This is a genomic window from Ruegeria arenilitoris (genome assembly GCF_013030985.1).
Lineage (GTDB): Bacteria > Pseudomonadota > Alphaproteobacteria > Rhodobacterales > Rhodobacteraceae > Ruegeria > Ruegeria arenilitoris_B.
In genome coordinates, this window is sequence record NZ_WPYP01000002.1 from 237,987 (window position 1) to 258,462 (window position 20,476).

At 59.8% G+C, this 20,476-nt stretch carries 25 protein-coding genes and 1 other RNA gene; 10 read left to right on the forward strand and 16 right to left on the reverse strand.

All coding sequences use genetic code 11. From position 1 onward, the window contains the following. Positions 1-68: 68 nt before the first annotated feature. A complete protein-coding gene (locus GOX88_RS06995) occupies positions 69-884 on the reverse strand; it encodes a TIGR00282 family metallophosphoesterase (RefSeq protein WP_170400473.1) in 816 nt (271 codons plus the stop codon). Positions 885-973: 89 nt separating this feature from the next. Here GOX88_RS06995 and GOX88_RS07000 point away from each other — a divergent pair, with 89 nt between their 5' ends. Next, positions 974-1,207 (forward strand): putative hemolysin, encoded by a 234-nt coding sequence (locus tag GOX88_RS07000; RefSeq protein WP_170400474.1) that lies wholly within the window; start codon positions 974-976, stop codon positions 1,205-1,207. A gap of 5 nt (positions 1,208-1,212) precedes the next feature. Here the strand turns inward: GOX88_RS07000 and GOX88_RS07005 are convergent, their stop codons facing one another. Both GOX88_RS07005 and mgtE read right to left on the reverse strand, forming a co-directional pair. After that, positions 1,213-1,776, reverse strand: coding sequence for a 5-formyltetrahydrofolate cyclo-ligase (locus GOX88_RS07005; RefSeq protein WP_170400475.1), 564 nt, complete (start codon positions 1,774-1,776; stop codon positions 1,213-1,215). Continuing rightward, positions 1,773-3,167 (reverse strand): magnesium transporter, encoded by a 1,395-nt coding sequence (gene mgtE, locus GOX88_RS07010; RefSeq protein WP_170400476.1) that lies wholly within the window; start codon positions 3,165-3,167, stop codon positions 1,773-1,775. The genes GOX88_RS07005 and mgtE overlap by 4 nt, the downstream gene beginning before the upstream one ends. 140 nt (positions 3,168-3,307) lie before the next feature. Between mgtE and guaD the strand changes: the two genes are divergently transcribed. Next, the gene (gene guaD, locus GOX88_RS07015; protein WP_170400477.1) at positions 3,308-4,597 is read left to right on the forward strand and encodes a guanine deaminase; all 1,290 of its coding nucleotides are present in this window, start codon (positions 3,308-3,310) and stop codon (positions 4,595-4,597) included. 260 nt (positions 4,598-4,857) lie between these two features. Here guaD and GOX88_RS23630 read toward each other — a convergent pair whose 3' ends face one another. The 4 genes from GOX88_RS23630 to GOX88_RS07030 all read right to left on the reverse strand — a co-directional run bounded on the left by GOX88_RS23630 (position 4,858) and on the right by GOX88_RS07030 (position 7,800). After that, positions 4,858-4,983, reverse strand: a complete 126-nt coding sequence (locus GOX88_RS23630) for a hypothetical protein (RefSeq protein ID WP_302478179.1) — start codon at positions 4,981-4,983, stop codon at positions 4,858-4,860. 156 nt (positions 4,984-5,139) lie between these two features. After that, positions 5,140-6,474: an 8-oxoguanine deaminase gene (locus tag GOX88_RS07020; protein ID WP_170400478.1), complete on the reverse strand. Its 1,335-nt coding sequence runs from the start codon at positions 6,472-6,474 to the stop codon at positions 5,140-5,142. Between the two features lie 117 nt (positions 6,475-6,591). Beyond that, on the reverse strand, positions 6,592-7,383 hold the full coding sequence (hisN, locus tag GOX88_RS07025) for a histidinol-phosphatase (protein ID WP_170400479.1): 792 nt from the start codon (positions 7,381-7,383) through the stop codon (positions 6,592-6,594). 45 nt (positions 7,384-7,428) lie between these two features. Continuing rightward, entirely contained in the window at positions 7,429-7,800 is a 372-nt protein-coding gene (locus GOX88_RS07030) for a helix-turn-helix domain-containing protein (RefSeq protein WP_058280151.1), read from the reverse strand. A gap of 327 nt (positions 7,801-8,127) precedes the next feature. Between GOX88_RS07030 and GOX88_RS07035 the strand changes: the two genes are divergently transcribed. Then, positions 8,128-9,084, forward strand: a complete 957-nt coding sequence (locus GOX88_RS07035) for an NADPH:quinone oxidoreductase family protein (RefSeq protein ID WP_170400480.1) — start codon at positions 8,128-8,130, stop codon at positions 9,082-9,084. Here GOX88_RS07035 and GOX88_RS07040 read toward each other — a convergent pair. After that, positions 9,081-9,962: a LysR family transcriptional regulator gene (locus GOX88_RS07040; RefSeq protein WP_170400481.1), complete on the reverse strand. Its 882-nt coding sequence runs from the start codon at positions 9,960-9,962 to the stop codon at positions 9,081-9,083. The two genes, GOX88_RS07035 and GOX88_RS07040, sit on opposite strands and share 4 nt — an antisense overlap. Positions 9,963-10,089: 127 nt before the next feature. On the opposite strand from GOX88_RS07040, the gene GOX88_RS07045 reads away from it, so the two are divergent. Continuing rightward, positions 10,090-10,299: a DUF1127 domain-containing protein gene (locus GOX88_RS07045; RefSeq protein ID WP_170400482.1), complete on the forward strand. Its 210-nt coding sequence runs from the start codon at positions 10,090-10,092 to the stop codon at positions 10,297-10,299. Between the two features lie 183 nt (positions 10,300-10,482). After that, positions 10,483-11,253 (forward strand): Bax inhibitor-1/YccA family protein, encoded by a 771-nt coding sequence (locus tag GOX88_RS07050; protein WP_170400483.1) that lies wholly within the window; start codon positions 10,483-10,485, stop codon positions 11,251-11,253. Between the two features lie 166 nt (positions 11,254-11,419). Here GOX88_RS07050 and GOX88_RS07055 read toward each other — a convergent pair whose 3' ends face one another. After that, entirely contained in the window at positions 11,420-11,926 is a 507-nt protein-coding gene (locus tag GOX88_RS07055; protein WP_217354193.1) for a hypothetical protein, read from the reverse strand. 204 nt (positions 11,927-12,130) lie between these two features. After that, the gene (rpmG, locus tag GOX88_RS07060) at positions 12,131-12,298 is read right to left on the reverse strand and encodes a 50S ribosomal protein L33 (RefSeq protein ID WP_005630270.1); all 168 of its coding nucleotides are present in this window, start codon (positions 12,296-12,298) and stop codon (positions 12,131-12,133) included. Between the two features lie 589 nt (positions 12,299-12,887). On the opposite strand from rpmG, the gene GOX88_RS07065 reads away from it, so the two are divergent. After that, complete coding sequence (locus tag GOX88_RS07065; protein WP_170400485.1) at positions 12,888-13,220, forward strand: GYD domain-containing protein; 333 nt, start codon at positions 12,888-12,890, stop codon at positions 13,218-13,220. Between the two features lie 8 nt (positions 13,221-13,228). Here GOX88_RS07065 and rnpB read toward each other — a convergent pair. From rnpB to gatC, 5 genes are all read right to left on the reverse strand, one after another. After that, positions 13,229-13,626, reverse strand: an RNA gene (gene rnpB, locus GOX88_RS07070) — RNase P RNA component class A. Positions 13,627-13,748: 122 nt separating this feature from the next. After that, positions 13,749-14,480: an N-acetylmuramoyl-L-alanine amidase gene (locus tag GOX88_RS07075; RefSeq protein WP_170400486.1), complete on the reverse strand. Its 732-nt coding sequence runs from the start codon at positions 14,478-14,480 to the stop codon at positions 13,749-13,751. After that, the gene (locus GOX88_RS07080) at positions 14,419-15,132 is read right to left on the reverse strand and encodes a hypothetical protein (RefSeq protein WP_170400487.1); all 714 of its coding nucleotides are present in this window, start codon (positions 15,130-15,132) and stop codon (positions 14,419-14,421) included. Before GOX88_RS07080 ends, GOX88_RS07075 begins: the two co-directional genes overlap by 62 nt. 40 nt (positions 15,133-15,172) lie before the next feature. After that, positions 15,173-16,660, reverse strand: coding sequence for an Asp-tRNA(Asn)/Glu-tRNA(Gln) amidotransferase subunit GatA (gene gatA, locus GOX88_RS07085; RefSeq protein ID WP_170400488.1), 1,488 nt, complete (start codon positions 16,658-16,660; stop codon positions 15,173-15,175). A 3-nt stretch (positions 16,661-16,663) separates the two neighbouring features. Continuing rightward, positions 16,664-16,951 (reverse strand): Asp-tRNA(Asn)/Glu-tRNA(Gln) amidotransferase subunit GatC, encoded by a 288-nt coding sequence (gene gatC, locus GOX88_RS07090; RefSeq protein ID WP_170325838.1) that lies wholly within the window; start codon positions 16,949-16,951, stop codon positions 16,664-16,666. A gap of 228 nt (positions 16,952-17,179) precedes the next feature. Here gatC and GOX88_RS07095 point away from each other — a divergent pair, with 228 nt between their 5' ends. Beyond that, positions 17,180-17,338, forward strand: a complete 159-nt coding sequence (locus GOX88_RS07095; protein WP_217354194.1) for a hypothetical protein — start codon at positions 17,180-17,182, stop codon at positions 17,336-17,338. A gap of 144 nt (positions 17,339-17,482) precedes the next feature. Next, positions 17,483-18,046: a DUF4202 domain-containing protein gene (locus GOX88_RS07100; protein ID WP_170400489.1), complete on the forward strand. Its 564-nt coding sequence runs from the start codon at positions 17,483-17,485 to the stop codon at positions 18,044-18,046. 3 nt (positions 18,047-18,049) lie between these two features. On the opposite strand, the gene GOX88_RS07105 is transcribed toward GOX88_RS07100, so the two are convergent. Beyond that, positions 18,050-18,706, reverse strand: coding sequence for a ceramidase domain-containing protein (locus GOX88_RS07105; RefSeq protein ID WP_170400490.1), 657 nt, complete (start codon positions 18,704-18,706; stop codon positions 18,050-18,052). Between the two features lie 60 nt (positions 18,707-18,766). Here GOX88_RS07105 and GOX88_RS07110 point away from each other — a divergent pair, with 60 nt between their 5' ends. Next, complete coding sequence (locus GOX88_RS07110) at positions 18,767-19,459, forward strand: metal-dependent hydrolase (protein ID WP_170400491.1); 693 nt, start codon at positions 18,767-18,769, stop codon at positions 19,457-19,459. 41 nt (positions 19,460-19,500) lie between these two features. Continuing rightward, the gene (locus GOX88_RS07115; RefSeq protein WP_170400492.1) at positions 19,501-20,475 is read left to right on the forward strand and encodes a nuclear transport factor 2 family protein; all 975 of its coding nucleotides are present in this window, start codon (positions 19,501-19,503) and stop codon (positions 20,473-20,475) included. The last annotated feature ends 1 nt before the right edge of the window (position 20,476 follow it).

The following is a 20,476-nucleotide window of genomic DNA, read 5'->3' on the forward strand; positions in this document are numbered from 1 at the left end:
GTCCGAACCTTGGCCTGGCTTGCGCGCCCGTCGGGCAGTTTCCCGCATTGCGCGCGGCAGAGCAAGCCTTACTGCGGCCCAGCTTGTTGCAGGCGCCCGCCTACGCGCACCATCTGCACAGATTTTGCCTGCCCGTCGCGGTCATCGGTTTCGACAAACACACCGCTCAGCGTTGCCTCGCCATTTGCCGGCGTGAACCGAGCCTTGGGCATTCCGGTGATGAAGCGGCGCATCGGTTCGACCTTGTCCATGCCGATCACCGAGTCATAGTCCCCGCACATCCCTGCATCGGTCAGATAGGCGGTACCACCCGGCAGGATCTGCGCGTCTGCCGTTGGCACATGGGTGTGCGTCCCCACCACAAGGCTGGTGCGCTTGTCGCAATAGTGGCCCATCGCCATCTTCTCGGACGTTGCCTCGCAATGCATATCAACGATGATTGCCTGCGCCTGCCCCCCGCGCGGATGGGATTTGAGGATCGGTTCAATGGCCGAGAAGGGATCATCGAAGGGCCGTTTCATGAACACCTGCCCCAGCACCTGCACGACCAGCACCTTGCGGCCTCCGGGTGCGTTGAACAAGCGATGTCCCCGCCCCGGCGCGCCTTTGGCAAAGTTCACCGGGCGTACGATGCGCGCCTCTTTCTCGATGAACTGCAGCATGTCTTTCTGGTCGAAGGCATGGTCGCCCAGCGTCAGACAATCCGCACCGGCGTCCAGCAGCAGCTTGGCGTGATCTCCGGTCAGACCCATCCCGTTCGAGGCGTTCTCGCCGTTGACCACAACAAAATCCAGCCGCCATTCATCGCGCAGACGCGGCAGATGTTGCTGTACGGCCGTGCGTCCCGCACGTCCCATGACGTCACCCAGAAAAAGTATCCTCATCCGACCTGTCCTAAGTGTGGTCATGGCCAAGCACAAGTGGTTAAGCTGCCTGCATAAACTGCCAAAGCCCTTTCAACAGGAGATTCTTGATGCCTCGCCCCCTTATTGTCGCTCTTGGCCTGATCGCACTCGCTGCTTGTGATGACGTCCCTACATCGGATTCATCCGCCGAACTGGCGAACCCAGCAGCCACCTTCTGCGTGGAAAGCGGTGCGAAATACGAAATCCGCGACGGCGACAACGGGCAATCGGGCGTCTGCATTCTGCCGGATGGGCGCGAAGTCGATGCCTGGGAGTATTTCCGCGAAAACAGCCCGACCTGAGGTAATCAGCTCGAAAAGGTCAATACCCGGCTTTCTGTGATCACCATATCCAGCGGCTGATCGGTGGGCTCCAGCGGCAGCCCTTCGGCCTCTTGCGCGTCAAAGGCAAACCCGATGGCCAGCGTCGGGCGCTTGGCGCGCAGCCCTTCCAGCGTGCGGTCATAGAACCCGCCGCCATAGCCCAGCCGCCCGCCCTGCGCATCGAAGGCGACCAGAGGTACGATCAGAATTTCGGGGTCAAAATAGTCATCGACCTCGGGCACCTTGGCGCCGAAAGGCCCGTCTTTCAGCACCCCTTCGGGCGTCCAGCGCGAAAACTTCAGCGGTTGCCCGGCGGCTTGGATCACCGGCACACCAACCGGGCCATAAGCCGAGGCTTCGGCCATCGCAGCCAGCGGATCAATTTCGGTCCGGATCGGCATATAACCCGACAGGGGCACGCCCCGATGCCCGGCCAGAACTTCGGACAGACGCCCGGCGGCTCCGGGCAAACGGGTGTCAAACGCAGCCTTGCGGCGCGCAAAAGCCGCCTTGCGCGCGGCGGCTTTGATGTCGGTCAGATCGGTCACAGTAGCACCACGCTGGCAAGCCCCAGAAAAATGAAGAACCCCATGACATCCGTTGTGGTTGTCACAAAAGTCCCCGACGCCAGCGCAGGGTCAACGCCCATGCGGTCCAGCACCACCGGTACTACCGTACCTGCAAAGCCCGCGATGATCATATTCACGACCAAGGCCGATCCGATCACGACACCCAACATCGGAGAATCGAACCACATCATCCCCACCGTCCCCAGGACGATGGCAAAACACAGCCCGTTCAGCATCCCCACCAGCAACTCTCGCCGGATCACGCGCATGACGTTGGCGTTGGTCAGGTCGCGCGTCGCCAGCGCCCGCACGGCCACTGTCAGTGATTGCGTCCCGGCATTGCCTCCCATTGACGCCACGATCGGCATCAGAATCGCCAGCGCCACCAACTGATCAATCGCCGCCTCGAACTGTGAAATCACCAGCGAAGCACAGATCGCCGTACACAGGTTCACCGCCAGCCACGGCAAACGCCGCCGGCTAGTGGCCGCCACGCTGTCCGAGATCGAGCTTTCGTCGCTCACGCCTGCAAGGCGCAGAATGTCTTCTTCGTGCTCTTCATCCAGAACGACCATCGCGTCGTCGATGGTGATTACACCGACCAGCCGCCCATCTGCATCGACCACCGGAGCCGAGATCAGGTGGTACTGGTTGAAGGCATAGGCCACATCCTCTTCGTCCTGATCGACGGGGATGGAGTGGAATTCCTCTTCGGCGATGTCGTGCAGCGGCACGTCGCGCCGGGTCGCCATCAGCTTGCCCAGCGTGACCTGCGCCACGGGTTTCAACCGCGGATCGACCAATACCACGTGATAGAACTGTTCCGGCAAATCGTCATTGGCCCGCATGAAGTCGATGGCTTGCCCCACCGCCCAATGCTCGGGCGCCATGACCACTTCGCGCTGCATGAGACGGCCGGCCGAGTTCTCGGGGTAGGACAGCGCCTGTTCAGCCGCGACCCGTTCGGAATCCTCCAGCGCGTCAAGGATGGCCTCCTGCTGCGGCTCTTCAAGGTCTTCCAGCAGGTCGACAACATCGTCGCTTTCCATGTCACGGACAGCGTCTGCCAGAACGTCGGGCTTCAGGATTCCGATGATCTCTTCGCGCACCGCCTCATCGAGTTCCGAGAGGATGTCGCCGTCGAATTCCTTGTCGTACAGGCGGATCAGGCGGGCACGGTCATAGGGATTGATCTGTTCCAAAAGGTCGGCGATGTCGGCCGGGTGTAGCGGCTCCATCAGCTCAACCAGCTTGTCGCGGTCGTCTACATCAACCGCGTACAGAATGGCCGCAACTGTCTTGCGATCCAGCGCATAGACATCGTCGTCACTGGTGGACTCGTTTACGGGTTCATCAAAGCCTGTCGTCATGTCTGCCCCCGTATCATTCGGTCATTGGCCCCTAATTAGAAGAAGCTGCTACCGGAAAACAATGACAATGCGGCGATTTACCGACAAGTTTCGCCCGCCTATGCTGTTTCGCAGTCCCATACACGCGGAGATGAAGGAAAATGGCGCAAAAAACGCTGCTGAAAGGGCGTGTTCTGAGTTTCACCGGTTCCCCGTTCGAAGGTGAGCCGACCGAAGCCGTGAAATTCAGCGAGGCGGTTCTGGTCGAAAACGGCCGCATTGCCGCCGTGGCGGATGCCGACAGCCTGCGCGCCGCCCATCCGAACGCAGACCTGATCGACTACGGCCAGCACGTCATCATGGCCGGGTTCGTGGACGCCCATGTCCACTATCCGCAGACGGCAATGATCGCCAGTTGGGGCAAGCGCCTGATCGACTGGCTGAACACCTATACTTTCCCCGAAGAGATGAAATTCGGCGACCCCGCCTATGCGTCCGAGATCGCCAACCGGTATCTGGACCTGACGGCGGCGCACGGCACGACGACCATGTGCAGTTTCTGCACCATTCATCCCGAAAGCGTCGATGCCTTCTTCACCGCTGCGCAACAGCGCAATCAACGTGTGGTTGCCGGTAAAACCTGCATGGACCGCAATGCGCCCGAGGGGCTGCGGGACACCGCTCAAACGGCCTATGACCAGTCAGCAGCCTTGCTGGAGAAATGGCACGGAGTCGACCGGTTGTCTTATGCCATCACCCCACGCTTTTCCCCCACCTCCACGCCCGAACAGCTTGAGGCGATGGGCGCGCTCTGGGCCGAACATCCGCATTGCCTGATGCAAACCCACCTGAGCGAACAAACAGACGAGATTGCCTGGGTCCGCGAGCTGTTCCCCGAAGCGCGCGACTATCTGGATACCTACGAGAAATTCGGCCTGCTGGGCGCGCACGGTGTCTACGGCCACGTCATCCACCTGGAATCCCGCGAACGCGACCGGCTGCGAGAGGTGGACGCGGCGCTGATTCACTGCCCGACCTCGAACACCTTCATCGGCTCGGGTCTGTTCGACATGACCGGGCTGATGCGTGACGGTCACCGGGTCGGGCTTGCGACGGATACCGGCGGCGGGTCCAGCTTTTCGATGCTGCGCACGATGGCTGCCGCCTATGAAATCGGGCAACTGCGGGGCGCACCTTTGCACGCCGCGCAGTTGTTGTGGCTAGGCACCGTAGGGTCTGCGCGCACATTGCGGATGGACGAATGCGTCGGCAATATCGCACCGGGGATGGAGGCCGATCTGATTGTCCTCGACCTCGCCTCGACCCCGGCCATTGCCCAGCGCGAGGCCTGCGCCGACGACCTGTGGGAAGCCATCTTCCCCACCATTATGATGGGCGACGACCGCGCGATCTCGGCGGTTTGGATCGGCGGAGAGCCCGTCGCACGGTAAAACGTGCATCGCCTAGATTTGAGGCCGAACCGGACCCGAAGGCGCCAAAGGCTTCTTGTTCACACCATCGGGCAGCTGGATGACCGCTGCCCGAATACCCCGATTGGTCGAAGGTGAACGGAAGCCTATAAGCCTAACTTCCGTATATTTCTCCGTTTCTTCGATTTGAATTTGTCACCCTTCATTAGGGTGCTATCCACGGTTGCCCGCCACCATTCCTTGTCGTCCGGCCAACTGCGCCAGATTTGCGTCTTAACCCCCTAGAGCTGTGCAATCACATTGGGGTCGGCGGGTTTCGCACCTTGCGGTTTGGGGCCAGCCCAGGCGGTTGCTGAATTCAGAACGATCAGGACGGCAGCGCCAACAGAAATTGCTTGAAATTTCATCTATCCACTCCTTCTAAAATGATGGAAAGATACGACAAAAGCGCAGGTTTCTCAAAAATCCGGCCGCTCCAACGACCTCACCACAGGGTGTCTTCGCTTGCTGTTCCAGCCAATCAGCCACCGCACCCAGCCTTGTGAAGGCTGGCGATACTCAGCCTAATGTTGCAACGCCTGCGCCAGACCGTTCTGACGCTTGATGACCCTTGGCAGGTCTACCGTCGTAACTTGCCCGTGGCGGACAATCTGGCGTCCTTCCACGAACAGATGCTTCACATTCATCGGCCCGGACAATAGCAACGCCGCCGGGTCCCAACTGCCCGCGCTTTCGATGCCGCGCGTGTCCCAAACAGCAATGTCGGCGCGCTTGCCGGGTTCCAGCCTTCCACAATCGGGGCGGTTCAGAACGTCGGCACCACCGCGCGTGGCAATCTCCAGCGCTTCCCGAGACGACATCGCATCCGCACCGTTTGCGACCCGTTGCAATAGCATGGCCTGCCGCGCCTCGAGGACGAGGTTGCCATTGTCGTTGCTGGCCGAGCCATCCGCCCCCAGACCAACCGGAACGCCGCGATCACGCATGGCGCGAACCGGCGCGATACCCGACCCCAGACGGCAATTGGAACAGGGGCAATGGGCAACACCGGTTTGGGTTTTGGCAAACAGGTCGATCTCGGCCCCGTCCAGTTTGACGCAATGGGCGTGCCAGACATCCGAACCGGTCCAGCCCAGATCCTCGGCATATTGCCCCGGGCGACAGCCGAACTGCGCCTGCGAATAGGCGATGTCTTCATCGTTTTCCGCCAGATGGGTGTGCAGCATCACCCCCTTGTCACGCGCCAGAATTGCTGCATCACGCATCAGGTCGCGGCTGACCGAGAACGGAGAACACGGTGCCAGTCCGACGCGGCACATTGCGCCCTCGGATGGATCGTGAAACGCATCGACGACGCGGATCATGTCTTCGAGGATCGCGGCCTCACCTTCGACCAGCGCGTCCGGCGGCAGGCCGCCGTCACTTTCTCCAATGCTCATGGCACCGCGCGTAGGGTGGAACCGCAAGCCAATCTCAGCCGCCGCGGCAATCGTGTCATCCAGCCGCGCGCCGTTCGGGTACAAGTACAGGTGGTCAGAACTGAGCGTGCATCCGGACAGCGCCAGTTCGGCCAGACCGATCTGGGCCGAGACAAACATCTCTTCCGGTCCAAAGCGGGACCAGATTGGATAGAGCGTTTTCAACCAGCCGAACAAAAGCGCATCCTGTCCGCCGGGCACCGCGCGCGTCAGGGTTTGATACAGGTGGTGATGGGTGTTCACCAAGCCCGGCGTCACAACGCACCCGGCGGCATCGTGAACCTCGCCAGTGGTCTGCAGGCCGTGGCCGATCTGCACGATCTTCCCGCCACGGATCAGGATATCCGCGCCAGAAAGTTCACGGCGCGAGTCATCCATCGTCAGGATGGTGTCTGCGTTCTTGATCAGGGTTTCGGTCATTCCGCCCTCCTTGCGATACACCCGTTTCGTGCAAGAAGAGCTTTGGCTGGCGGAAAACGGGTACAAGAACCAGCCAGGCAAATCCTACCCGACTGGTTTGGACCCGGCAATCATTTTTCAGTGCTTGCGTAAAAGCTCCAGCGCTGCCGCGTGTAGTTCAGCGTTCGCGGCCGCCAAAACGCGGCCACCTTCATGCGCCGGACCACCCTGCCAATTGGTGACAACACCGCCTGCGGCTTCGATCACCGCGATCGGTGCCTGAATATCATAAGCGTTGAGGCCAGCCTCGATCACCAAATCGACCTGCCCCGCAGCCAACAAAGCATAGGCATAACAATCCATGCCATATCGCGTCAGCCGCACATGCTGCGCCACGGCCTCGAACCCGGCGCGTTCGTCGGGGGTGCCGACCTCGGGGAAAGTGGTGAACAGAATCGCCTGGTTTAGATCGGATGTCGGGCGGGTCTTCAGTGGTGCGGTGCCGGTAGGGCCGGTCACCTGCGCGATGTCGGCAGATCCCACGAAACGCTCAGCGACATAGGGCTGGTCAATGACGCCCATGATCGGGCCGTCCTGCGTGCTTAGCGCGATCAATACACCCCAAGTGGGCGTGCCGCTTATGAAACCGCGGGTGCCGTCGATCGGGTCCAGTACCCATGTCCGGCCGCTGCTGCCCTGAACCTGGCCGAACTCTTCGCCAAAGATACCGTCATCGGGCCGGTGCTTGGCCAGAACCGCGCGCATGGCCTGCTCGGCATTCCGGTCGGCAACCGTTACAGGGTCGAACCCCTCGTCCAGTTTGTTGTCGGCCTCAAGATTGGATTGTCTGAAAAACGGAAGAATGGCCGCGCGCGCAGCGTCGGCCATTTCTTCAGCAACTTCCTGATCGCTTAGAATAGTCTCTTGCATACGCTACCCGTGCGGCCCGCGCGTGCCAGAGTCAACCCCGTTCGCTCAGGCGACGTCGCTCAGCACACGGGCGAGCTCGAACAGGCGGCGGCGCTGGTTTTCAGGGATCGCATAGTAGGAACGCACCAGATCCAGAGCTTCCTTGTCCCCCATCAGATCAGCCGGAACCGATTTCTTGCCGGTTGCTTCTTTTTCGGCCTCTTCCAGACCTTCAAAGAAAAAGCTGACAGGCACATCCAATGCCTCGGCGATGTCCCACAAACGGGAAGCGCTGATGCGGTTGGCACCTGTCTCGTATTTCTGAATCTGTTGAAACTTAATACCAACTTGCTGCGCCAACTGCTGCTGGGTCATGCCAATCAGCCAGCGGCGATGCCGGACGCGCTTGCCCACATGGACATCGACGTGATGGGTCATTGGTATTCTCCTCTAAACTACACACACAACCGATCTGAGTGCGCGACCTGCCTTTTTACGCAACACTAGCGAGCCGCCCTTAACTACTTCCTAATTAGGAACATGCCCCCAAATCAGCACCTCAGACAATATTGCGCTTTTCAGGTATTTTTTCAAGGAGGTTGAATCCGTTTCGCGGCGCAGAGATTTAAAGTTGTGCCGCACAAGGCCCGCACACGTCCCTGCCGTCAGGTAAGGCTGACGTGGCTGCCACGCCCTCTTGCCGGGTAAGAGATTGACAAACCCCAAGCAGCAAGAACCTATGCCCCAAACCACAGGAGCACATTCATGCTGGCCTACAGAATTCTGTCCCAAGGCGCCGCCGCCCGGCTTTGCGAAATGGACGTCCCTCAACCTTTGGAAGGCCAGGTGCGGGTCGCGATCAAAGCCTGCGGCCTGAACTTTGCAGATTTGCTGATGCAGAAGGGTACGTATCAGGATACGCCGCCCGCCCCGTTCACGCAGGGTATGGAAATCGCCGGCGTGGTCGATGCGACGGGTCCCGGCGTGTCGCACCTGCAACCAGGTGATCGGATCGCGGTCTATTCCGGTCAGGGCGGCCTGGCAGAGTTCGGAGTGTTCGACGCGGACCGCGCAATTCCCCTGCCCGATTCGATGGGCTTCGAAGACGCCGCCGCCATCCAGATCGCCTATGGCACCAGCCACATCGCATTGGATCACCGCGCCCGCCTGCAACCCGGCGAGACCCTGCTGGTCACGGGCGCAGCAGGCGGTGTCGGCCTGACGGCGGTCGAAATCGGCAAACTGATGAGTGCAACAGTGATCGCCCAGGCCCGGGGCGCGGACAAGCTGGCCGTGGCGCAGGCCGCCGGGGCGGACCACCTGATCGACGCGTCCGAGGATCTGCGCACGCGCGTCAAGGAACTTGGCGGCGCGGATGTCGTGTATGACGCAATCGGCGGGGATGTGTTCAAAGCCGCCTTCCGCGCGACCAACCCCGAAGGGCGCCTGCTGCCCATCGGTTTTGCGGGCGGAGAGGTTCCGCAGATTCCTGCCAATCACCTCCTGGTCAAGAACCTGACGGTGATCGGATTCTACATCGGAGGGTACCTGACCTTCCGGCCTCAGATCGTGCAGAACAGCTTTGAGACTCTGTTTCGCTGGCACGCCGAGGGGAAAATCAAGCCCCATATCAGCCACGTCCTGCCCTTGTCGGACGCCGAAAAAGGTCTGCAACTGCTTCGAGACCGTACGGCGACCGGCAAGGTCGTGATCACGCCTTAGCCGACAACGGCCTTCAGGGGGCTGCTGCCGAGCATACGGAAATTCTGCCGGACGAGATCGGCCAGCGCCTCGACCACGGGGCCACGTCCGGGCTCCCCGCCGTACAGGTTGATCATATGCGCAGGCAAATCGGGCAGCACACCGCCGTCATCGATCTGCACCAGATGCGCGGCCTCGGTGCCATCCAGCATGGCGTGAATCGCCAGATCGGCAGACACGGTCGCCTCGATGGTGCGGTCGTTTTCAGTTTCCACCGACAGCTCCCACGGAAGGCCTGCTTCATCCAGCGCCGCGATCATCTGCGGCCGGAACATGCAACGACGCCCAACCGCAATGGGGATTGGCCGTTTGCGCCAGGCCGACCCGCCAGGCGCACCAATCCAGCGCAGCGGCAGCTCGGCAATGGTTTCCGCCCCCTCGCCCCCATTCGCTTCGGTCGTCAGGATCAGGTCACATTCGCCGCGTTTGAGCATGTCTTTCAGTTGCAGCGAGTATGAAGACACCAATTGCACCCGCACCCGCGGGAAATCCGCATTGAACCGCTGCAACACCCGGGGAATCGCCGGGTAAACGATGTCATGTGGCACGCCCAGCACCACTTCACCCTCGAACGCCTGATCGGTGAGTTTCGAGATCACCTCATCATTCAGCGCGATCATGCGGCGGGCATAGGCCAGCAGTTGTTCACCGGACGCGGTCAGCGCGATGGTGCGGCCGCTGCGGTCCAGTAGCTCAAGGCCCAGCAATTCTTCCAGCCGCTTCAACTGCATCGAAACGGCAGATTGCGTCAGGTGCAGGAACCCGGCGGCGCGTGTCACGCCACCCTGATCCGCCACCGCCACAAAAGAACGCAAGGTTGTAATGTCCAGATTTCGCATCTTCACGAATCCTTATGTGTCACTTCATAAACATTCATTTTCAAAATGTGCCCCATTGCGCCATATAAATCAAGGAACTTGATGAAACGACAAAAATTCATCGAGAAACCATGAAAGGACATACATTATGACCCAAATTGCGATTAACAGACCCTGCCCGCCCCGCCGCCGCCGCGGCCTGACCCTGCTGTGGGATGCACTTTCCCTGCACCGCCAGCGTCGTACTCTGGCAAGGCTGGACGCCCGGGCGCTGGAAGATATCGGAATCACGCGTGAACAGGCCCAAGCCGAAGCCGCGCGTCCCCTTTGGGATGCGCCGGAATTCTGGCAAAAATGAATCTGACACTCACCTTTCCTCAATGAATGGCGACCCGCACCCGCAGGTCGCCATTTTTGTTTCGTGTTTTAGCCGGATTCCAGCGCTAAACCCTTGAAACATGACCCGCAGTTGCCGATATTTGCGAGGAACGGGGTCCGATTTTCGGACCACGACAAGAATTATGTGAAGGGAGACCCTTTTATGGCACAATTTGACACGATCCGGACGGCGACCGGCGCGCGCGCTGCCCAGATTGACGAGGGCCTGCGCGCCCACATGAACAAAGTCTACGGCACGATGTCCGTAGGCATGCTGATTACGTTTGCAGCGGCCTGGGCAATTGCCGGTCTGGCGGTTTCGTCCGTCCCGACAGAATATCAGATCAGTGCAAGCACTTATCTGACACAGTTCGGTGCAACACTGTTCGCCTCGCCCCTCAAGTGGGTCATCATGTTTGCCCCGCTGGCCTTTGTGTTCGGCTTCAGCGCCGGTATCAATCGCCTGTCCGCAGCAGCGGCACAGACGGTATTCTATGTGTTCGCGGCCGTTATGGGCGTGTCGATCAGCTGGATTTTCCTGGTCTTTACCGGGCAGTCGATCATTCAGGTGTTCCTGATCACATCCATCGCCTTCGCGGGCCTGTCTCTCTATGGTTACATCACCAAGAAAGACCTGTCGGGCATGGGCACGTTCCTGATGATGGGCCTGATCGGTCTGATCGTCGCGATGATTGTCAACATCTTCCTGGCGTCCTCTGCGATGGCATTTGCCATCTCGATCATCGGCGTTCTGATCTTCGCCGGTCTGACAGCCTATGACACGCAGAGCATCAAGAACACCTACCTCCAGATGGCTCACTCGGGCGATCAGGAATGGCTGGGTAAAGCCGCTATCATGGGTGCGCTGAGCCTGTATCTGGACTTCATCAACATGTTCATGTTCCTGCTGCAGCTCTTCGGCAGCCGCGAATAAGGCTACAGCGACATAAATGTCCAAAGGGCGGGTCTTTGCGGACCCGCCCTTTTCTTTTGATGGGTTGGAAAATCGACCAATACGCCCTGTGCTCCGCCGCCCCGGCACGTACAAAAAAGGCCCCGTCCAGATGGCGGGGCCTCAATCATTGCATATGTTTGTTCGGTCAGCTGCAGTTCAGCGCTACGGCGAAACCCGAACTACGATCGGAATTGCCCTTGCGATACACATCACCCGCCGGCAGGCAGCCGGTGAACTGCTCGGCATCGCGGCCAAACGTTGCACCGATCGCGTTATCCACGCGAGTGCTGTTGTTCGCTGTGCGCAGGACGCCGTACAGAGTACCGTTCACGTTGACCGTGCTCAGGAACAGGTTGGTGTCCGACCCGGTCAGAACCACCGCATCAGTGTCGCTGCGCCCGCCATTGTCGATTGCGACACGCGCCACTTTCTGCGGATCGGTCTGGTCGGTTACTACAGGAACTGCGGGCAGCACGGCCAGTTCAGCCGGAACATTCGTCGCAGGTGACAGGAAGGCAGCCGCGCCCTGCACATCCGAGATAGAACGGGGTTCACCATCGATCCCCGTGAACCCGACGCCTTCGCGGTTATAGGGGTCTTCGCAGGCCGCAAGGGCCAGAACGGTCATTGTGGAAAACAAGATTTTTTTCATGACGGCCAACATTTTGGAACGGTTTGTTGAAGCGTATGGGCAAGCCTCTGCAAAAAGCAACCCACTGCGGACCCGATTGCCCTGCCCGCTGATGCTTCGTTGCAACGGCGTGAAGCGCCATGAAACCCGCTCCAAAATGGCCCGCAACGAAAAAGGGCCCTGCCGAGGCAGAACCCTTTGAAACTGTCCAAGCTGGACGGCAGATTACTTAATCTTGCCTTCTTTGTACTCGACATGCTTCCGAGCAACCGGGTCGTATTTACGAACGGTCATCTTCTCGGTCATGGTGCGCGCGTTTTTCTTGGTCACGTAGAAGTGGCCCGTGCCCGCGGTCGAGTTCAGACGGATCTTGATTGTCGTCGGCTTCGCCATGGTTATCTCCTGCGTCCGAAAAGGCAGGGGCCTTTCGGTTGAATTCCTATGAGCGTGCGCTTTTACCCGGTCGCGCAGCCGAGTCAACCGGATTCCGCCCGGAAAGCGCACAAATCCTGCACTCGAAGCCCGCCCCGGTTTGGTCGGCTCACGGTTCTGTGATATGCTCACGCGATTATACTCTAGAAAAAGAAGCCGACATCAGGCTCGAACCCCGAGGCGCCGCAACCAGGCGAGACGTTCTGCCAGCAGAATCGAAATGATCACTTTGGGGGAAGTTGTCATGACAGGTGAAGACACCGGCGGGATGGCGACGCGGTATGTCTTCGAATCCAGGTCTCCGACGACGCAAACTTCTTCGCATGTTCCCGGGAACCGAGACCGGGAAAAACTTGGGGGGCGTGACTGCTTTCGCAATTCGCTCCTGACAGTCAAGGCGATCAATCTGCCCATTACCGGCCGGGTTCACATGCGTGTTCCCGGTCTCAGAGCGGCGTTGACCGGTCGCGGGCGGCAGGCTGACACGTGCAAGAAGGCTAAAGGGCCAGCCTGATTAAAGGTCCTGCATCAACTTTTACAGGAGTTAGACATGCCTATTTTCATTACCTACGCGTCCTATTCGCAGGATGGAGTCAAGGGGATGCTGAAAAAGCCTGTGGACCGTACGGCACCTGTCAGGGCTTTGCTAAAAAAGGTCGGCGGCAAGCTTTTAGGTTTCTATATGACGACGGGCGAAAATGACGTTGTGGTCATCAGCGAAGCACCGGACGGCACGGATGCCGTGGCAGTTGGAATGGCGGTTGCGGCATCAGGCGCGGTGTCAAAAGTCCATACGGTACGCGCCTGGAAGGCGAAGGATTTTGTCGCCGTCACCAAGAAAGCCGCGAAACTGACCGGCGCCTATGCTCCACCGGGCAAGTGATTGGAAAGACGCGCGGAGGGCCTGTAAGCCGGATCTTGTTCCGGGGTTGCCCCCTTCGATGACCATTCCTCTAGGCCGCGCATTGCTGCGCGGCTCAAGCTGCCAACCCGGTCCCTCTCGGCCAAGACGCGCTTAGCGGTGGTATCGGCTGACGCCGACCTGCCCGCGCGGGGACCCTATTTGGCATTGCTCCCGGTGGGGCTTGCCGTGCCGCCCCTGTTGCCAGCGGCGCGGTGGGCTCTTACCCCACCGTTTCACCCTTACCGTTGACCGAAGTCGCGGGCGGTCTGATTTCTGTGGCGCTTTCCGTCGGGTTGCCCCGCCCGGGCGTTACCCGGCACCGTTGTCTTGTGGAGTCCGGACTTTCCTCTCGGGCTTACGCCCCAGCGGCCATCCGGCCCTCCGCGCAGTGCGGTGGGTATGCTTTGGGTTGGGTGGCGTCAAGTGGTTAGGGCGTGAAGGGGCCAGCCCCTTCTTGGCCTGCGGCCAATTCTACCCCGAGATATTTTTAGCCAGATGAAGAGCGGATCAGGTCCATAGCGCCGCATGGCCCAATGGCGAGAAATCAGCAGGCTCTAACGGGCCTTTGGCCCATGGGCGGGATCTGAGGCGAACTGCGGCCAGCAGCGTGTTGTCGTCGGCCTCAAGTGTATACCCAGCGGCGCGGGCCGCGGCCCGGAATGATTGCATTGTCGGGTTTTGCGGAGCTTCTCCCACTCCACGACGGCCTGCAAGGTTCTGATGTTCCAGTCGTTGCCACGGGAATCGGGGTCCGGGGTCGCATTTTCGACCCGGCGCCATGTCGGAATGGCCGATCACGTGGTCCGGGCTGATCGACCACCGTATCAGGATCTGGCGCAGCAAGGTTTCAAGCACTGCTATCTGAGGCTCTGAAAACGGATGCGCCCCGGTATTGTCCAGTTCGATACCGATTGAGCGGGAGTTGATATCGCTTTGGCCGTGCCACTCGCCTGCACCTGCGTGCCAGGCGCGGTGTTCCTCGTGTACCATCTGCCAAAGCGTGCCGTCTCCGCCGATCAAGTAGTGGGCCGAGACCTCATGTTCGGGGTTACACAAGCGATCCAGCGCCGCTTGTGCGCTGTCCATTGCGGTGTAGTGGATGACCACCAAGGACGGAGTCAGCCCGTCCCTTCGCTCGCCATAATTCGGGGACGGGTGCCAGATGGGTGTCGGTGGTTCAGTTGTTGACGGCACTGCGGAACGCGCTTGGGTCCCAACCGCAGGCGAAACCGTCACCATCCGGGTCCAGGCCTTTGCGATCCTTTTGCGGGCCGCCATTGGACAGGAAATCGATCTGAGCTTGGTCGGCCGACGGGTAGCGGGCGCAGTTGCGTTGCGCCTTGGCCTGCAGATTAAACCCGGCGCGGCTGTAGAGCTGGGTTCCGACCGGGTTCGAGGTGTTCAGCGCATATTGCACGATATTGGGCTGACCGTCCGAACCACGCGCGGGAACGGCGGTTGGTGCAACAACCTCATAGGTCTGACGGTTCTGTTCGATCCGCGCTGCATCGGATTCGATGGTTCTGCGATCCGAAACCGCATCGAAATCCTGTTCGTCGGAGATTCCGCTGTTGATGGGGTCCTCGACGGGCGACGCAGGCGGTACATATGTGGGTTGCCCGGATGTGGTGGCCAGCGCGGCTGCGGTTGCAGACGCAAGGTCGGCATTTTCGCCGGTTGGCAGAGGGGCGCCAGAGCCGGGCGCGCCCAGTTGTTCCTCGGTCACCTCAGAGGGGCCAAGCAACGGGTTTCCGGTATATCCCTGCCCTGCCAATTGCGCCTCACGCTGCGCCTGATAAGCGGGCGTGTTGAAATCCGGGCCACCTACCGGTGCCACCGTATCACAGGCGGCCACCAACCCGATTGCGGGGATCAGAAGCGTAAAGCGCATCCAGCTGCTCCGTCTTGTGTTGTCTTGCCTGACCTGAGGCTTACCACCATTTGCCCGGCTTGGCCACAAACCCGGCTGCGTTCTCCAACGCGTAGGCCGTGTTCAGCAGATCACCCTCTTCCCACGGGCGCCCGATCAGTTGCAGGCCAAGCGGCAGACCTTGCTTGTCCAGGCCAGCAGGCACCGAAACACCCGGCAGGCCGGCAAGGTTCACCGTCACGGTGAAGACGTCGTTGAGATACATCTGAACCGGATCGGCCTCGGTCATTTCGCCGAGACCAAAGGACGCCGACGGCGTGGCCGGAGTCAGGATCGCATCGACACCTGCGGCAAAGACATCCTCGAAGTCTTTCTTGATCAAGGTGCGGACGCGGCGCGCGCGGTTGTAATAGGCATCGTAGAAACCTGCGGACAGCACATAGGTGCCGATCATGACGCGGCGCTGTACCTCGTGGCCGAAGCCCTCGGCGCGGGTTTTCTCGTACATCTCGGTGATGCCGTCTCCCTGCGCCAGCGTAGCGCGGCGGCCATAGCGGACACCGTCATAGCGCGCCAGGTTCGAGGATGCCTCGGCCGGAGCAATCACGTAATAAGCAGGCAGCGCGTATTTGGTGTGCGGCAGCGAGATATCGACAATCTCGGCACCCGCGGCTTTCAGCATCTCGGCACCGTCGGCCCAGAGCTTTTCGATCTCGGCGGGCATACCATCCATGCGGTATTCTTTCGGGATACCGATCTTCTTGCCTTTGATGTCGCCGGTCAGCATCGCCTCAAAATTCGGCACGGCCAGTTCGGCGCTGGTCGAATCCTTGGGGTCGTGACCGCACATGGTTTCCAGCATGATCGCCGCGTCGCGCACGTTCTTGGTCATCGGACCGGCCTGATCCAGCGAAGAGGCAAAGGCCACGATGCCCCAACGCGAGCAGCGGCCATAGGTCGGTTTGATGCCGGTGATGCCGGTAAAGGCAGCAGGCTGACGGATCGAGCCGCCTGTGTCGGTGCCGGTCGCGGCCAGACACAGATCAGCGGCGACAGCCGAAGCCGAACCACCCGATGAGCCACCCGGTGTCAGCTGCGCGTCGTCATTGCCCCGGCGCCACGGGCTGACCGCGTTGCCATAGACCGATGTTTCGTTGGACGAGCCCATGGCAAACTCGTCCATGTTCAGCTTGCCCAGCATCACGGCACCGGCGTCGGCCAGTTGCTGCGACACGGTGGATTCGTATTCGGGCTTGAACCCTTCCAGAATCTTCGAGGCCGCCTGCGAGGGCACGCCTTTGGTGCAGAACAGATCCTTGATGCCAATCGGCAGGCCGCACATCGACGGCGCGTCGCCGCCCTTGATCCGCTCATCCGCAGCCTTGGCGCGTTCCAGCGCGATCTCGGGCGTCTTATGGACAAAAGCGTTCAGCGCGTCGGCCTCATCAATGGCCTTCAGGCAGGATTCGGTCAGCTCGACCGAGGTCACTTCACCCTTGCGCAGCGCGTCGCGGGCCTCGGCCAGGCCCAGTTTGTTCAGATCGCTCATGTCTTACTCCACCACTTTGGGGACTGCGAAAAAGCCCTCGCGCGCGTCGGGGGCGTTGGCCAGAACCTTGTCCTGCTGGTTTCCGTCGGTGACCACATCCTCGCGACGTTTCAGGCGCATCGGCTCGACCGAGACCATCGGCTCGACGCCTTCGACATCCACTTCGTTCAGTTGCTCGATGAACCCGAGGATGGTGTTGAACTCGGACGCCAGCGCGGGCAGCGCGTCATCCTCGACCTTGATCCGGGCCAGTTTGGCCACCTTGGCGGCGGTGCTTTGGTCAATCGACATCGGAAAACCTCATATGCGTTAGGGGGCATTTACCTGTCTGGGGTCCGGGTCGCAAGACCGGCTGGGAATCGATCCGTCCCGTTTCGACCTGCGCATGGTAACTGCCATTCAATTTTGCATATCCCCTATACGCAAAAGTAAACCGATTAGTTCATTTCGCGCATTGAAAAAGTAAACCGAACTGTTCATTTCAAATGTTACGGCACAGCCATTAACCGGAGAAAGACAATGAAAACGTTCATGACTGCTTTTGTATTTGCCACCACGGTTCTTGCCGCCCAGGCGCAGGCCTTTGGCCCCACCATGAACACCCTGACACGCGACCTGACATTCCCCGAAACTGTCTCTCAACCTGTCACGCAGGATCAGGCCAAGCTGGGTAAATGACATGACCCCCTGTCCGGGTCGGGTATTCGACGCCCGGCCCGGAAAAACTGCAATTGACTGCTGCGCTTATTGCGTCCAACCGCTAGGGTGAACAAAGTGATCCGCCGGGCCGAACTCAGGTTCGGCAAGCCAACGGAGCAGTAGATGAGCGCGCGCAAACAAGCAGTTCTGGACGCAATTGATGCGGCCAACACCCAAGACCCCAACCTTGATGACGGCCAGCCGATCGAGCTGCTGTATGGCCAGCGCATGAGCGCCGAGATGGACAGGCTTTTCCCGAACGCTTCGGACGTGCTGCAGATTGCGGCTCGGGGTCAGCACGTCGAGCGCTGGAAGCTGGCGCGTAGCGAATACCCCGAGGGCCGCGCCGGGTATCTGGCCTGGCGCAAAGCGCAAGGTGTCCATCACGCCGAGGTCGTCATGGCGATGATGGAACAGGCCGGTTACGGCGCGGATGAGATCGAAGCCGCCGGACGGATGCTGCGCAAACAGGGCATCAAGCGGGACGACGAGGTTCAGGCGCTGGAAGATGTGATCTGTTTCGTGTTCCTGAAATGGTACTTCGCACCCTTCGCCGCGAAACACTCAGCCGAGAAAATCCAAAGCATCGTCGAAAAGACCGCCCGCAAGATGTCGGCCGAGGGCCGCACCCGGGTCCTGTCCGAATTCGACCTGCCCGAGCATCTGGCCTCTGCCTTTCAAATCTGAGCTTCAAGACTGAGGCGCGCGGGCCATGTGCCTGCGATAGACCTCGATCATCCAGCCCAGCATTGTGGCGTTCAGGATGTGCCACATGAAATGTGTGCCCAGTGGAAGCTGGGCGCAAAGGGGTTCGTCCAGAGCCCGGAAAGTGATTGAGGCGATCAGGATGACCGCCCCGATTGCAAGGCCGCAGGCTGTTTCGGGCACGCGATTGCGCAGCAGAAATGCGTAGATCAGAATCAGCAGCGGCACCGGGGCATATGCCGACGACCCGCCCAGACCCGGAATGAACTGGAACAGGGGGATCGTGGCTGCGGCATAGGGCACGAACAGGACGGTGACGATCAGGGCATAGACCGTCCGCATGTGCCAGACATCCCGATTGATCGCGAAGATATAGACCAGAATATACAGCAGAATCGGCGCGATGTCGGCCATTGCGGCCCAGACCTGCGCATGGGTGTGGAACAGATAGCTGCCCACCCCGATTACCGCGAGGATGACCACCAAGCCCATCGCCAGCGGCATCCCCTGCCCGCGCACGCGCCGCCACATGATGAACGCCGTGATCAGAAACGCCGCGTTTGTCACCGCGTTGATCGGCTCGGCCCAATAGGCGGGCGACAGGCGTTCGCAATACCCGTCAATTTCCTGAAACCAATCCATGAACTTTTACATATCCGATGCTAGGTTGATGCCAAGAGTTTGTTTTGGGAGGACGTTTTCATGAACATCATCTGGCTGGGACACGGCAGTTTCCGTATTGAAACCGAAGGGCAGGTTCTGCTGATCGACCCCTGGCTGACCGGTAATCCGGCACTGTCCGAAGACCAGCACGATGCCGCCGTGGACGGTGCGACGCATATCCTATTGACGCACACGCATTTCGATCATGTGGCCGACGTTGTGTCACTGGCCAAGCACCTGAAGGTGCCGGTGGTGGGCCAGTATGACCTGATGGGGTATTGGAGCGAGGCCGAAGAGCTGGAGACCATCGGTTTCAACAAGGGCGGCACGGTGAACCTGAACGGGGTCATGGTGTCGATGGTTCCGGCGTCTCACAGCTCGACCTTCTCGACGCCAGACGGTCTGCGCACCGGTGGCAGCGAGGTTGGTTTCATGATCGCCTCGGAAGGGCACATGCTCTACGTCTCCGGCGACACAGATATCATGGCGGATATGGAGTGGATGGGGGACTACTACAAACCCGATATCGGCATCCTGTCGGCGGGCGGACATTTCACCATGGACATGAAAGCGACGGCCTATGCGGCCAAGCGGTACTTCAACTTCAAGACCGTGATCCCCTGCCACTACAAGACCTTCCCGATTCTGGACCAATCGGCGAAAGCACTGATCGACGGATTGCCGGGCGTGGACGTTATTGAACCGGAAGTGATGACGCCGCTGAGGCTATAAGATATAGTCCGAGACGTATTTCGAGCCAAAATCCTCATGGAATGAAAGACCGTATCGCCACATCTCCTGAATTGGAGGCCATAGTTCAAAGGTGGGTCTCGGCATTCGGCGCGCGTGATACAGATGTCGTGGTCAACCTGTTTTCAAGGTCCAAAGCTCTGACATATCTGGGATCAGCGGATGACGAGTTCTGGACCGGAGACACGCTGCGGACCGGGTATAAGGCATACATTGAGGACGTCCCGAAGTTCATTATCAACGAGTCCAACATCGTCGCGCACGAAGTTGGCTCGGTCGGTTGGGCTATTTGGCGGGCCAAGGTCTACGCGCCGAAAACCGAAAAAGCCGTGGATTTTCGAATTTCCTTTGTTTTCATCCTTGAGGACGCGGTGTGGCGCATCGTTCAGATCCACAACTCCAACCCCGTTTCGAATATTGAGGCAATGGGGTTTGAAACCCAAAGTTTCGACGATTTGTTGCTGGCCGTAGATCAGGAAGAATTGCAGCAAAGCCCGTCCGGTATAGCGTCGATCATGTTTACCGATATCGCCGATAGCTCGACCATTGCACAGACGATCGGTGACCACCTTTGGAATCGGGCCGTCAGATACCACTTGGAAAACGTCGAAGCGGAGATCGATCGAACAGGTGGCAGAATGATAAAGTCGCTGGGAGACGGAACAATGTCCGCGTTCCCAACGGCCCGTAGCGCACTTGAGGCCGCCCAGTCCATCCAACGGAAACTGCACACAGAAAAAGTCGAGCCACGCCTTCGGGCTAGAATTGGCATTCATACTGGTGATGTTCTGGAAAACGACGGGGACTTTTTTGGAACTGTAGTCAACAAGGCGGCGCGGATTGCCTCAATGTGTGCGCCGGACGAGATTCGGGTCTCCGACGCGACCAGGATCATGGTCGGAAGTGGGGCTCGGTTCTCGTTTTCAGATGCCGCAACCGTGCCGTTGAAAGGCCTGAAGGGCGCTCACAAGATCTACAAGCTTGATTGGCAGAAATAAC